Annotated in this window: 8 protein-coding genes; 3 read left to right on the forward strand and 5 right to left on the reverse strand. The window is 66.0% G+C overall.

Annotated elements, in window-relative coordinates; translation table 11 throughout:
• Positions 1-54: 54 nt before the first annotated feature.
• The 3 genes from ACPVPU_RS00435 to ACPVPU_RS00445 all read right to left on the reverse strand — a co-directional run bounded on the left by ACPVPU_RS00435 (position 55) and on the right by ACPVPU_RS00445 (position 3,920).
• Positions 55-1,341: a dihydrolipoamide acetyltransferase family protein gene (locus ACPVPU_RS00435; protein WP_448658939.1), complete on the reverse strand. Its 1,287-nt coding sequence runs from the start codon at positions 1,339-1,341 to the stop codon at positions 55-57.
• A gap of 4 nt (positions 1,342-1,345) precedes the next feature.
• Positions 1,346-2,350 (reverse strand): alpha-ketoacid dehydrogenase subunit beta, encoded by a 1,005-nt coding sequence (locus ACPVPU_RS00440; RefSeq protein WP_448660559.1) that lies wholly within the window; start codon positions 2,348-2,350, stop codon positions 1,346-1,348.
• Positions 2,351-2,633: 283 nt separating this feature from the next.
• A complete protein-coding gene (locus ACPVPU_RS00445) occupies positions 2,634-3,920 on the reverse strand; it encodes a thiamine pyrophosphate-dependent enzyme (protein WP_448658940.1) in 1,287 nt (428 codons plus the stop codon).
• A 320-nt stretch (positions 3,921-4,240) separates the two neighbouring features.
• Here ACPVPU_RS00445 and ACPVPU_RS00450 point away from each other — a divergent pair, with 320 nt between their 5' ends.
• Entirely contained in the window at positions 4,241-6,448 is a 2,208-nt protein-coding gene (locus ACPVPU_RS00450; protein ID WP_448658941.1) for a TonB-dependent receptor, read from the forward strand.
• 72 nt (positions 6,449-6,520) lie between these two features.
• Here the strand turns inward: ACPVPU_RS00450 and ACPVPU_RS00455 are convergent, their stop codons facing one another.
• On the reverse strand, positions 6,521-8,644 hold the full coding sequence (locus ACPVPU_RS00455) for a M3 family metallopeptidase (RefSeq protein ID WP_448658943.1): 2,124 nt from the start codon (positions 8,642-8,644) through the stop codon (positions 6,521-6,523).
• A 113-nt stretch (positions 8,645-8,757) separates the two neighbouring features.
• Positions 8,758-9,765: a fumarylacetoacetate hydrolase family protein gene (locus ACPVPU_RS00460; protein WP_448658944.1), complete on the reverse strand. Its 1,008-nt coding sequence runs from the start codon at positions 9,763-9,765 to the stop codon at positions 8,758-8,760.
• A 140-nt stretch (positions 9,766-9,905) separates the two neighbouring features.
• Between ACPVPU_RS00460 and ACPVPU_RS00465 the strand changes: the two genes are divergently transcribed.
• Both ACPVPU_RS00465 and ACPVPU_RS00470 read left to right on the forward strand, forming a co-directional pair.
• On the forward strand, positions 9,906-12,902 hold the full coding sequence (locus ACPVPU_RS00465; RefSeq protein WP_448658945.1) for a PAS domain-containing protein: 2,997 nt from the start codon (positions 9,906-9,908) through the stop codon (positions 12,900-12,902).
• A 42-nt stretch (positions 12,903-12,944) separates the two neighbouring features.
• Positions 12,945-14,234, forward strand: coding sequence for an adenylosuccinate synthase (locus tag ACPVPU_RS00470; protein WP_448658946.1), 1,290 nt, complete (start codon positions 12,945-12,947; stop codon positions 14,232-14,234).
• The last annotated feature ends 6 nt before the right edge of the window (positions 14,235-14,240 follow it).

The following is a 14,240-nucleotide window of genomic DNA, read 5'->3' on the forward strand; positions in this document are numbered from 1 at the left end:
CGGGCGGGCGCTGGATTGCTTCGCTGCGCTCGCAATGACCAATCGGTGAGCCCGTCAATCCGCGAACAGCAGGATCGGCGTTTCCAGCAGCTTCTTCAGCGCCGCGACGAAACTGGCCGCATCGTGCCCGTCCACCACCCGGTGGTCGCAGGAGATGGAAAGGTTCATGCATTTCGCCCGCACGATGTCGTCCCCGACGAACACCGGCCGCTCGACGATCTTGTTCGGCCCGATGATCGCAACCTCGGGCCGGTTGATGACCGGCGTGGTGACGATCCCGCCCAGCGGACCCAGCGAGGTGACGGTCAGCGTGGAACCGCTCAGCTCCTCCGACTTCGCCTTGCCCGTCCGCGCCGCATCGGCCAGCCGCGTGATCTCGCTTGCCAGCTGCCACACATTCCGGTCCTGCGCATCGCGGATCACCGGCACCATCAGCCCCGCCTCGGTCTGTGCCGCCATGCCCAGATGCACCCGGCCGTGGCGCGTAACCACACCCGCCTCGTCATCGTACCGCGCATTGATCATCGGGAATTGCGGGATCGTCCGGCAAATCGCCACGATCAGGAACGGCAGCATCGTCAGCTTGGGCCGGTCCCCGCGATTGGCATTGAGGTCCGTGCGCATCGCCTCCAGCGCGGTCACGTCGATCTCGTCGACATAGGTGAAGTGCGGGATCGCCCGCTTCGATGCCGCCATGTTCTCGGCAATGCGGCGGCGCATCCCGATCACCTTCACGGCCTCGTCGTCGCGCGCACGGGATGCGTGCGGCGCATGATAGCCTTGCGCGGCACCATAGCGCAGGAACGCGTCCAGATCGGCATGGCGGATGCGCTCGCCCTCGGCCGGTTTCACCTGCGAAAGGTCGACGCCGAGTTCCCGCGCCCGCTGCCGCACGGCGGGCGAAGCCAAAACCTTGTGCTCCTGCGAAAGCAGGAGCCCAGAGCCACTGGCCGTATCGCTCGCCCCCTCGGCTCCTGCTGCCGCAGGAGCACTGATCGGCGCAGGCTTTTCAGGCTCCACCCCGGGGGTCTCCGCCCCCAGCTGTTCCTCGACCTCTTCGGCCATGGCGATCCGCTGGGCGTCCTCGCTCGCCTGCACGTCGGCCGTCTCGATCACCACCAGCGTCGATCCGATCGGCACCATGTCGCCGACCTCGCCCGCCAGGGCGACCACGGTGCCCGCCACCGGGCTTTCCATCTCGACCGTCGCCTTGTCGGTCATCATGTCGGCCAGGCTCTGGTCCTCGGCCACGGCATCGCCGACCTTGACGTGCCAGGTGACGATCTCGGCCTCGGCAATGCCTTCGCCGATATCGGGCAGGCGGAATTCGAAACGCGCCATCGGATCAGTCCTTGAGGATTTGCTTGAGCGCCATGCCGATGCGGACAGGGCCGGGAAAATACGCCCATTCCAGGCTGTGCGGATAGGGTGTGTCGAACCCGGTGACGCGCATCACCGGCGCCTCCAGGGTGTAGAAACAGCGTTCGGTGACCAGCGCGGACAGCTCTGCCCCGAACCCCTGGGTCCGCGTCGCTTCATGCACGATCAGGCAGCGGCCGGTCTTTCTGACCGACGCCTCGATCGTCTCGATATCCAGCGGGACCAGCGTGCGCAGATCGACGATCTCTGCATCCACGCCCATTTCCGCGACCGTCTCGGCCACGACATGGACCATCGTGCCATAGCACAGGATGGTCACTGCCTCGCCTTCGCGCGCGATCGCCGCCTTGCCCAGCGGGATGCGGTAATAGCCGGTCGGCACCTCGCCCATCGGGTGCTGCGACCAGTTCTTGGCCGGGCGGTCCCAATGGCCGTTGAACGGGCCGTTATAGATGCGTTTGGGCTCAAAGAAGATGACGGGATCATTGTCCTCGATCGCCGCGATCAACAGCCCCTTTGCGTCATAGGGGTTGGACGGAATTACGGTCTTCAGCCCCGCCACATGGGCAAAGATCGCCTCGGGCGACTGGCTGTGCGTCTGGCCGCCGAAAATGCCGCCGCCGAACGGCGAGCGCACCGTGATCGGCGCGGTGAATTCGCCCGCCGATCGATAGCGCAGCCGCGCCGCCTCGCTGACCAGCTGGTCGAGTGCGGGATAGATATAATCGGCGAACTGGATCTCCGGCACGGGCCGCAGGCCGTATGCGCCCATGCCGATCGCGACGCCGATGATGCCGCATTCGGTGATCGGCGTGTCGAAGACCCGCGTCTTGCCGAACTTGGCCTGAAGGCCCGCTGTCGCGCGGAACACGCCGCCGAAATAGCCGACATCCTCGCCCATCACGATCACGTCCGGATCGCGCGCCATCATCACGTCCATGGCCGAATTAATCGCCTGGATCATGTTCATCCGCGCGGTATCGCCCTCGGTCGGGGCGATGCGGTCGATGGGTTCGGTACTCATAGCCCTCGCCCCTTCAGGGGGCTGCGGGGTCGGCCATGCTCCCAGCATGACCTAAACAGCGCGGGGCGCTGTTTACCCCGCAGCGGATACGCAGACTCGGCAGCTCGCTGCCTAGTCGGAGTTGGGAGAGGGGTGGAGGCCAGGCAAGCCTCCTCTCCAAGCTGCGCTAGTCGGCTAGCGCCGCCAAGCCGCGCTATCCTCTCCCCGAATGGGGAGAGGATTTGAAGGTTCACTTCCGTGCCCATGGCCGCCCGCTTTCCTGTTCCTCGGCCAGCATCTGTCCCTGCTGCTCCTTCAAATGCCACGGCATTGCCTCGAACACCCCGTCGAACAGCGTGTCGAGCGGCTGGTGCAGGCCGTGGCCCAGAATGCCGTTCGCTTCCGCTTCCTTCTGCGCGGCCTTCACCTCTTCGGCCAGTTCCAGGTCCATGGCCGCGTGGCGTTCGTCGTCCCATTCGCCGATCGCCACCAGATGCGCCTTCAGCCGCGCGATCGGATCGCCCAGCGGCCATTCGCTCGCCTCATGCGCGCTGCGATACTGGCCGGGATCGTCCGATGTGGAATGCCCCTCTGCGCGATAGGTGAAATGCTCGATCAGGGTCGGTCCCTGATTGGTCCGCGCCCGCTCCGCTGCCCATAGCGTCGCCGCATAGACCGCCAGCGCGTCGTTCCCGTCCACGCGCAGGCCGGCAATGCCATACCCGACGGCGCGCGCGGCAAAGGTCGTCGCCTCTGCGCCTGCAAAGCCCGAAAAGCTGGAAATCGCCCACTGGTTGTTGACGATGTTCAGGATGACGGGCGCGCGATAGACGCTGGCAAAGGTGCACGCGGAATGAAAATCGCCCTCTGCCGTCGATCCCTCGCCGCACCAGGTCGCCGCGATGCGGCTGTCGCCCTTGGCGGCGCTCGCCATCGCCCAGCCGACCGCCTGCGGATATTGCGTCGTTAGATTGCCGCTGATCGAGAAGAATCCGTGTTCGCGGCTGGAATACATGATCGGCAGCTGCTTGCCCTGCAGCTTGTCGCCCCGGTTCGAATAGATCTGGTTCATCATCTCGACCAGGCTGTATCCGCGCGTGATCAGGATGCCCTGCTGGCGATAGCTGGGGAAGCACATGTCGTCGGCGGCCAACGCCATGGCGGCGGCGATCGACACCGCCTCCTCGCCCGTGCACTTCATGTAGAAACTGGTCTTGCCCTGCCGCTGGGCACGGAACATCCGCTCGTCGAACGCACGGGTCAGCGCCATCAGCCGCAGCATCCGCCGCAGCACGTCCGGCGACAGGCGCGGGTTCCACGGGCCGACCGCCTGGCCATCCTCGTCCAGCACCCGGACCAGGGTGAAGGCCAGCTCGTGGAAACTGTCGGCAGGGGCGGCGCTGTCCGGGCGGGGCGCACTGCCCGCAGGCGGCACGTCGACATCGGCAAAGTCGACGGCATCGCCGGGCCGGAACTTCGGCTCCGGCACATGCAGGCGGAGTGGCGGGCGGTTGGCGCCGGGGCGCTGGTCGGTCATCGGCTCTCCCACGCCCGGTCATCTGCCGGGACTCGTCGAAATCATTGTTATTTTATTTCAAGCGGCTTGGCGAGCGCTCCGCGCATCCACCATGACAAAAGAACGGATGATGCGCCAAAGCCACAGGGAGCGCAGGATCGTTTCGGTGGGCAGGCTCTGATCGTTATTCGCACTCGCCATCATGACAATTTTTTGGCAACGGCCCGTTCAGGCGGGGATACAACCGCCATATGCCCAGGAGCGGATGCTTTCATCCCATCGTCCGGCCGCGCCTCATGGAACGAGAGCGCGGCCGGACTTGATTTTGACCGGGGGTCTCCATGGCACGTCTCGCATTGTCCCGCGCTCGTCTGATCCAAACCGCATCGCTGCTATCCGCCGTGCTGGCCGCCACGCCCGCGCTGGCACAGGATGCCGCACCGCCCGCCGACGACGGCCAGTTGACCGATATCGTCGTCACCGCCCAGCGCCGCAGCGAGAATATCCAGGACGTGCCGGTCTCGGTCGCCACGCTGGATCAAGGCCGCATCCAGACCATTTTCGATTCGGGCAACGATATCACCGCGCTCGCCACCCGGGTCCCCGGCCTGTTCGCCGAAAGCTCGAATGGCCGCGTCGCCCCGCGCTTCTATATCCGCGGCCTCGGCAACACCGATTTCGACCTTGCCGCATCGCAGCCGGTGTCGGTCATCATGGACGAGGTGGTGCTGGAAAATGTCGCGCTGAAATCCTCCCCGGTCTTCGATGTGGAACGGGTCGAGGTGTTGCGCGGGCCGCAGGGCACGCTGTTCGGCCGAAACACGCCCGCCGGCATCATCAAGTTCGACACCGTCAAGCCGGGCAATGAACTCAGCGCGCAAGGGTCGCTGTCCTATGGCAGCTATGGCTCGCTCAACGGGGAATTCGGCGTCGGCGTGCCGATCGTCACCGACATCCTGTCGATCCGCGTGTCGGGGTTGTACCAGCATCGCGGCGGCTGGATCGACAATACCTTCACTGGCCAGGACAATGCGCTCGGTGCCTATGACGAAGTGGCCGGCCGCGCCCAGCTGCTCTTTACCCCCGGCGCGAATTTCCGGGCACTGGCCAATGTCCATTTCCGCGATTTCAGCGGCAATGGCGCCGCGGCCATTTTCCGCGCCAACATCCTCGGCCCGGGCAACAACGATCTGAACGCCAATTTCCGGCGCGACCAGGTGGCGCTGGATGCCGGCGGCGGCAACAAGCAGCGGTACAAGGGCGTGGGCGGATCGCTCCGCCTCGACTATGATTTCGGCGGCGCGACGCTGACCTCGATCACTGCCTATGAAAATGCCGATGGGCGCAGCCGCGCGGACGTGGACGGCGGCAACCTCGTCACCGGCCCGGGCTTCATCCCCTTCCCCTCCGATACGCAGGATTCGATCGACCTGGATCAGTGGACGCAGGAAGTGCGCCTTGCCAGCGACACCGGCGGTCCGCTCGCCTGGCAGGTCGGTGCCTTCTTCTTCGACAGCGACTTCACCGTCCTGACCGAAGGGTTCGATTTCCCGCCCCCCACCCGCGTCCGGCACCAGAATCAGAGCTGGGCCGCCTTCGGCCAGGCGACCTATCAGTTCACTGACGCCTTCAAGATCACGGCGGGCGCGCGCTACACCGATGACGACAAGCAGTTCAGCGTCGTCGGCGGAACCCCCGCCACCGACCGAGAGGTTGGCGACGAACGCGTCAGCTGGGACGTCAGCGCGATGTACGACCTGGCTCCCACGGTCAGCGTCTATGCCCGGGTCGCCGACGGCTTCCGCGCGCCCACGATCCAGGGCCGCGACGTCGCCTTCTTCAATCCGCCCTCGGTTGCGCGGTCGGAAACCATCCTGTCGTTCGAAGGCGGCTTCAAGTCCGAGCTGTTCGACCGCCGCGTCCGGCTGAACGGCGCGGTATTCACCTACACCGTCAACGATCCGCAGTTCACCGCCGTCGGCGGCGCCGGCAACCTGATCCAGCTGGTCAATGCCGACAAGGGCAAGGCCTGGGGCTTCGAATTCGACAGCGAAGTCCGCGTCACGCCCAATTTCGTGCTGACCGGCGGCCTCAGCTACAATGATACCGAGATTCAGGACGACGCGCTGGCGGTCGGCATCTGTGCCCAGTGCACCGTCACCGACCCGACCGTCTCGATCGGCGGCAACACCCGCGCTCTGGTGGACGGCAATCCCTTTCCCAACGCGCCCGAATGGATCGCGGACGTCACCGCCCGCTATTCCATCCCGGTCGGCAATGGCGGCGAGCTGTTTGCCTTCACCGACTGGGCGTATCAGGGCTACACCAACTTCTTCCTCTATCAGTCGCGCGAATTCTTTGCGAACGACCAGTGGGAAGGCGGTCTGCGCGTCGGCTATGCCAAGCAGGACGGCAGCTTCGAGGTGGCCGTTTTCGCTCGCAACATCACCGACGAACAGAATGTGAAGGGCGGCATCGACTTCAACAACCTGACCGGCTTCGTCAACGAACCGCGCATCATCGGCCTGTCGCTGCGCGGCCGGATGTAATCGGCTTACAGCGCCCAAGAAAACGGGGCCGGAAGCAAACCCGCTTCCGGCCCCGTTTTTGTTGCGAGCTGCTTATTCGGTCGGAAAGCCGCGCCGCTTGAACAAAGCCTTCACGTCCGGGTCGCGGCCGCGGAACGCGCGGTAAGCGACCTTGCGGTCGGTCTCGTTGCCGGTGGAGAGCAGCGTCTCGCGGAACTTGTCCGCCGTCGCCTTGTCCCACACGCCCTTTTCCTCGAACAGCGCCCAGGTGTCGGCGTCCATCGTCTCCGACCACAGATAGCTGTAATAGCCCGCCGAATAGGCGTCGGACGAGAAGAGGTGATTGAACTGCGGCAGCCGGTGCCGCATCACGATCTCCTTGGGCATCCCCAGTTCGGTCAGCGTGTCGCGCTCGAACGCATCCGGATCGGTCACCGGCGACGTTCGGTCGTGCAGTTTCATGTCGACGATCGCGCTCGACAGATATTCGACCGTGTCGAACCCCTGGTTGAACGTGCTCGACGCCTCGATCTTGTCGACGAGCGCCTGCGGCATCGGCTCGCCGGTCTGGTAATGCTTGGCGAACCGGTCGAGCACTTCGCGGGTCAGCAACCAGTTCTCGTTCACCTGGCTGGGATATTCCACGAAATCGCGCGGCGTGCCCGCCAGCCCGGGATAATAGGTGTTGGTCAGAAAGCCGTGGATGGCATGGCCGAATTCGTGGAACAGGGTGGAGGCATCGTCCACGCTGATCAGCGTCGGCTCGCCTGCCGCGCCACGCGTGAAGTTGTTGTTGTTCGATCCCAGCCGGATCGTCTCGCCCGACAGGCCCGACGCGCCCCGATAGCTGGTCGCCCACGCCCCTGATCGCTTGCCGCTGCGGGCGAAATTGTCGAGGTAGAACACGCCGACGATCTTACCCTCGCGGCTCACCTCGAACGTACGGACATTCGGCTCGAACACGGGGATCGTCCCCGTATTCTCCTTGAACGACAGGCCATAGAGCCGGTTCGCCGACCAGAACATGGCATCGACCATGTTGTTCAGCTCAAGGTACGGCTTCACCTCCGCCTCATCCAGGTCGTATTTCGCCTTGCGGACCTTCTCCGCGTAAAAGCGGTAATCCCAGGGCTCGATGGTAATCTTCGCGCCCTCCTTGTCGGCCACCGCCTGCATGTCGGCGACTTCCTGTTTCACCCGCGCGACGGCTGCAGGCCACACCGCCATCATCAGCTTCATGGCATTGTCCGGCGTTTCCGCCATGGTATCGTCCATGCGGTAATGGGCGTGCGTCTCGAAGCCCAGGATTTTGGCGCGCTCCTGACGCAACTTCAGGATCTCGGCGATGATCGCATTGGTGTCGTTCGCATCGCCATTATCGCCGCGATTGACGAACGCGGTATAGACCCGGCGGCGGAGGTCGCGGTTGGTGCCGTACATCAGCGTCGGCTGAACCGAGGAACGGGTGTTCTTGATCGCCCAGCCGGTCTTGCCCATCGCCTTGGCCTCTTCGGCCAGCGACGCCTTGAAACTGTCCGGCAGCCCGGCCAGTTCTGCTTCGGCGGTGACCAGGATCGCGGTCTCCTCGTCCTTCAGGACGCGGCTGCTGAATTCGGTATATGCGCGCGACAATGCCTGGTTGATCGCCTTCACCCGCGTCTTCTGCGCCTCGTCCAGCAGCGCGCCGGAGGTGACGTAATCACGGTAGCTGCGCTCCAGCAGGCGCATCTGCTCGGCGTTCAGCCCGGCACTGGCCCGGCCGTCATACACCGCCTTCACCCGCGCGAACATCTTGGGATCGAGGTTCAGTTCACTGAAGAACGCCGACAGCTTCGGGCTCCATTCGCGGGCGATGGTCTGCACCTCCGGCCCGGCCAGGTTGGACTGGTAAACGCCCCACACCGCGAACAGGCGGCTCATCTGCTCGCCTGCCTTTTCCTGCGCCTCGATGGTATTGGCAAAGGTCGGCGCGGCCGGATTGTCGCGGATCGCGGCAAACTCGGTGCGCGCATTCGCCATCGCCGCCTCGAACGCCGCCGGGAACATGGCGGGCTTCACCCGGTCCCATGGCGGCACGCCGTTATAGGGGCCGGTCCATTCGTTCAGCAGCGGCGCCGGATCGACGGTCGCCGCAGCGGCGGGCGCGGTCTGGGCATGGGCCGTCATCGGCATGGCGGCGGACAGCAGCAGGGACAGGCAAAGGGCATGGCGGTTCAACTCGGTTACTCCCGCGAATTGGGTGGATGCCCCCAGCCTAGCCCCGTCGCGCCCGAACGCAACGGGGTGAATTAGTCCGCTATAGCGCTACGGCTCTATATCGCCTGCCGAAGCTAGACCCTCACTACCGTCTGTTCGATCACACCGAAAATCGGGTGATGCCGGTCATCCTCGGCCCAGATGCGCACCGTATCGCCCGCCTTCAGAAACGGGGTTTCCGGCGCACCGCGCAGGATGGTCTCCACCGTCCGCACCTCGGCGATGCAGCTATAGCCATGGCCGCCCTCGGCAATCGGCTTGCCCGGCCCGCCGTCCGCATCGCGGTTGGACACGGTGCCCGATCCGATGATCGTCCCCGCGCCCAGCGCCCGCGTCTTCGCCACATGGGCGATAAGCGTGCCGAAATCGAACGTCATGTCCGCGCCTGCATCGGCCCGGCCGAAGGGCTGGCCGTTCAGGTCGACATTCAGCCGCCGGTTGAGCTTGCCGTCCCGCCACCATTCGCCAAGCGCATCGGGCGTCACGAATACCGGCGAAAAGGCGCTGGCCGGTTTCGACTGGAAAAATCCGAACCCCTTGGCCAATTCAGCCGGGATCAGTCCGCGCAGCGAGACGTCGTTGGTCAGCCCGACCAGCCGGATCGCCGCCAGCGCCTCGTCCCGGCTCGCCCCCATCGGCACGTCGCCGGTCACGACCACCACCTCCGCCTCCAGATCGCAGCCCCAGGCCTCGTCCTTCAGCGGGATGGCATCGCGCGGCCCAAGGAAACCGTCGCTGCCGCCCTGATAGATCAGGGGGTCGTGCCAGAAGCTCTCCGGCATCTCCGCCCCGCGCGCCTGCCGCACCAGCGCGACATGGTTCACATAGGCGCTGCCGTCCGCCCATTGATAGGCGCGGGGCAGCGGCGACGCCGCCTGCCGCTCGTGAAACCGCATCATCGGAATCGCCTCATGCGCCAGGTCGGTGGCCAGATTGCGAAGATCGCCCTCCACCCGGTCCCAATCGTCCAGCGCCGCCTGCAGCGTCGGTACGATGTGCCCGGCATCGGCGCACCAGGCCAGATCGTCGGATACCACGACCAGCCGTCCGTCGCGGCCCTGTTTCAGGCTTGCCAGCTTCATCCCATCCACTCCTGCGTCCGTTATGTCCGTCCTCCAAAGACATAGCCCCTTCCGTCCGCCTGTCGAGCGGTTGACACCGCCCCTGCGCATCCCCATCGCTTGCCGGGATGGGGATGCGCTTTCTTGACCATGGCGGCGATATGGCCGCACGCATCCGGGCGTTCGACTGGTCGTCGACGCCCCTTGGGCCGATCGAACACTGGTCGCACACCCTGCGTACCACGCTTGGCTTGGCGCTGGGATCGACCTTGCCTACCGCGATCTACTGGGGCCGCGACCAGCGACTGCTGTACAACGATGCCTGGTCGTTCATTCCCGGCGAACGGCATCCCGCCTGCCTCGGCCAGCCGGCGGCACAGGTCTGGCCGGACATCTGGGACACGATCGAACCACAGTTCCGCTCGGTTCTGGAAACGGGGCGGGGCTTTTCGACCTTCGATCAGATGCTGATGCTGGAACGGGACGGCGTCCCGACCGAAACCTATTGGAATTACAGCTTCACGCCGATCCGCGACGACAGCGGCGACATTGTCGGCATCTTCAACCAGGGGAACGAAACCACCGAACAGGTGCTGATGCGGCGGCGGCGATCGACGGAGATCGAGCGGCTGCGCGACCTGTTCGAACAGGCCCCCGGCGCCATAGCCATCCTGTCCGGCCCGGATCACTGCTTCGAACTGGCCAACCAGGCCTATTTCGAACTGGTGGGGCGCGAACGGATCATCGGATTGCCCGTTGCCACCGCCCTGCCCGAGGTGATCGAACAGGGGTTCGGCAAGATCCTCGACACGGTCTATGCCACCGGCCGGCCCTATCGCGCCGAAAATGCGCGTGTTGCCCTGGCGCGGATTCCCGATGCGGCGGCGGTCGAACGCACCCTCGATTTCGTGTTCCAGCCGATCCGGGGGGCGGATGGCGACGTCGTGGGCATCTTCATCCAGGCACAGGATGTGACCGAACGGTCTGAGGCCGAACGGATCGCCCGGGACAATGCGCGCGAACTGGAAGCCGCGATCCAGACCCGCGCCTTCCTCACCCGGCTGGACGACCGACTGCGGGCGGCACGCGATACACTGACCGTCCTCAATCTGTCGGTCGAATCGCTGGGCGTTCGGCTGGGTGCCAACCGCGTGGGCTTCATCCGGCCGGCAGATAACGGAATGCTGGATTTCGTCAGCTGCTGGACCGACGGCGTGCTGCCCCCGCTGACCGGAACCATGCCGGCCGACATGCTGAGCGATGCGGTGCGCGCCCGCTATCGCGCTGGCGAGGTGCTGGTGATCCGCGATGCGGCCAGCGACCCCGCCCATGCCGGCACGGCGGCGGCGCGCCTGTCCCCGGCGGGAATCGCCGTGCCCCTGCTGCGCAACGGCGACTGGGTGGCCAGCCTGTATGTCAGCCAGGCCAGCCCGCGCGACTGGACCGCCGACGAAGTGGCGCTGGTCCGCGCGGTGGCCGACACCTGCTGGGACGCAGTGGAACGGGCGGAAGCGGTCGAGGCCCTGCGCGAAAGCGAGGCCAAGTTCCGCGCGATCGCCAACTCGATCGATCCCATGGTCTGGTCCACCCGCGCCGACGGGCATCACGATTATTTCAACGACCGCTGGTATGACTTTACCGGGGTGCCTTACGGGTCCACCGACGGTGCGGGATGGGCGGATATCTTTCATCCCGACGATCAGCCACGGGCCTGGGAACGCTGGCGGCACAGCCTGGAAACCGGCGCGCCCTATCGCATCGAATACCGGTTGCGCCATCGCAGCGGCGGTTATCGCTGGGTGCTGGGTCGGGCGACCCCCGTGCGCGACGATTCAGGCCGCATCATCCGCTGGTTCGGCACCTGCACCGACATTCAGGAAATCGTCGATGCCCGTGAAGTGCTCGCCCGGTCCCGCGCCGATCTGGAACGGCTGATCGAGGAACGGACCCGTCAGCTGATGGCGGCCGAGGAACAGTTGCGCCAGGCACAGAAGATGGAGGCGGTGGGCCAGCTGACCGGCGGCATCGCCCATGACTTCAACAACATGCTCGCCGTGGTGATCGGCGGGCTGGACCTGCTCGAACGGCGGCTGGCCAACGGGGAACGCGATGTGTCCCGCTACGTCCAGGCGGCCCGCGACGGGGCGGAACGGGCAGCGGCGCTGACCCAGCGGCTGCTGGCCTTTGCCCGGCGGTCGCCGCTTGCGCCGCAGCTGATCGATCCCGGCGCGCTGATCGCCGGCATGACCGACCTGCTCGACCGCACGCTTGGCGAACGGGTCCGCGTCGAAACCGATCTCGAACCATTGCCCTGGCCGGCGCTCGCCGATCCGGGGGAACTGGAAAACGCACTGTTGAACCTGTGCGTCAACGCCCGCGACGCCATGCCCGATGGCGGCGTGGTCCGGCTGACCTGCGCCAATCGCACGCTAGACCGGGCGGCGGCCGACCCGTGGCAGGTCCCGCCGGGCGACTACATCGAACTTTCGGTGACCGATACCGGTACCGGCATGGCGCCGGAAGTCATCGAGCGCGCCTTCGAACCCTTTTTCACGACCAAGGCGGTGGGCAAGGGAACCGGCCTCGGCCTCAGCCAGATCTTCGGGTTCGCACGCCAGTCCGGCGGGTCAGTCCGTATCGACAGCACCCTGGGACAGGGGACCTGCGTCGTCCTGATCCTGCCGCGCGCGCCGCTTGGCGAACAGGGGACGGACGCGATCGGTGCCAACGCCATCCTTTCGGACATGCCCGTCGCCAAGCCCGGCGAATCGGTGCTGCTGGTCGAGGATGAACAGCGGGTGCGCTCGCTCTCGCTCGATGCGCTGGTGTCGCTCGGCTACCGCGTGCACGAGGCGGCGGACGCCCGGACCGCGCTTGCGCTGATCGATTCCGGCCTGCGGCCGTCGCTCATGTTCACCGACATGGTGATGCCCGACATGGGCGGTCGCGCACTGGCGGCGGCGGTGCTCGAACGATTGCCGGGACTGCCGGTCTTGTTCACCACCGGCTATGACCGGGATGCGGCGGAACAGGGCGTTTCGGACGGACCCTGGGGGCGCACCCGCCTGCTTGCCAAGCCCTTTGCGCTGAACAATCTGGCCCGCGCGCTGCGCGCCGCGCTGGACGAAAGGGTGGACGCCGCCGTCCCCAACGCCTAGGGCGCTGCCGGTTCTGCAGGTCAGGATAAAGGGATTTCAGCTTTGGCCAATGTCGCGGTGATTGGCGCCCAGTGGGGCGACGAGGGCAAGGGCAAGATCGTCGACTGGCTGGCGGAGCGCGCCGACGTCGTCGTCCGGTTCCAGGGCGGGCACAATGCCGGCCACACGCTGGTCGTCGGCGACAAGGTGTACAAGCTCTCGCTGCTCCCCTCCGGCATCGTGCGCGGCACCCCCAGCGTCATCGGCAACGGCGTCGTCCTCGATCCCTGGGCGCTGAAGGCCGAGGTCGAAAAACTGCGCGGCCAGGGCGTCGCCATCGGCCCCGACACGCTGATGATCGCCGATACCTGCCCGCTGATCCTGCCCTTTCACCGCGATCTGGATGCGATGCGCGAGGATGCGAGCGGCGCGGGCAAGATCGGCACCACCCGGCGCGGCATCGGCCCCGCTTACGAGGACAAGGTCGGCCGGCGGGCGATCCGCGTGTGCGATCTCGCCCATCTGGACAGCCTCGACCCCCAGCTCGACCGGCTATGCGCGCATCACGATGCGCTCCGTGCCGGTTTCGGCGTCGCGCCGATCGACCGGGCGGAACTGCTCGACAGCCTGCGCGGCATCGCCGATTTCGTCCTCCCCTATGCGCGGCCCGTCTGGAAACAGCTGGCCGAGGCGCGGGCGGCGGGCAAGCGCATCCTGTTCGAAGGGGCGCAGGGCGTGCTGCTCGACATCGACCATGGCACCTATCCCTTCGTCACCTCGTCCAACACCATCGCCGGGACGGCGGCGGGCGGATCGGGCATGGGGCCGGGCGCGGTCGGCTTCGTGCTGGGCATCGCCAAGGCGTACACGACCCGCGTCGGCTCCGGCCCCTTCCCTACCGAGCTTGAAGACGAGACTGGCGAGCGGCTGGGCGTGCGCGGGCATGAATTCGGCACGGTGACGGGGCGCAAGCGCCGCTGCGGCTGGTTCGATGCCGTGCTGGTCCGGCAATCGGTGGCGGTCAGCGGCGTCACCGGCATTGCGCTGACCAAGCTCGACGTGCTCGACGGGTTCGACGAAATCCGCATCTGCACCGGCTATCGCCTGAACGGCGAAGTGCTCGATCACTTCCCCGCCCATGCCGCCGATCAGGCGGCGGTCGAGCCGATCTATGAAACCATGCCCGGCTGGCACGAATCCACCGCAGGCGCTCGCAGCTGGGCGCAGCTCCCGGCTCAGGCGATCAAATATGTCCGCCGGATCGAGGAACTGATCCAGTGCCCGGTCGCACTGGTTTCCACCAGCCCGGAACGTCAGGACACGATTCTGGTCCGCGATCCCTTCGCCGATTGACGCTCG

Source organism: Sphingomonas paludis (assembly GCF_053502515.1).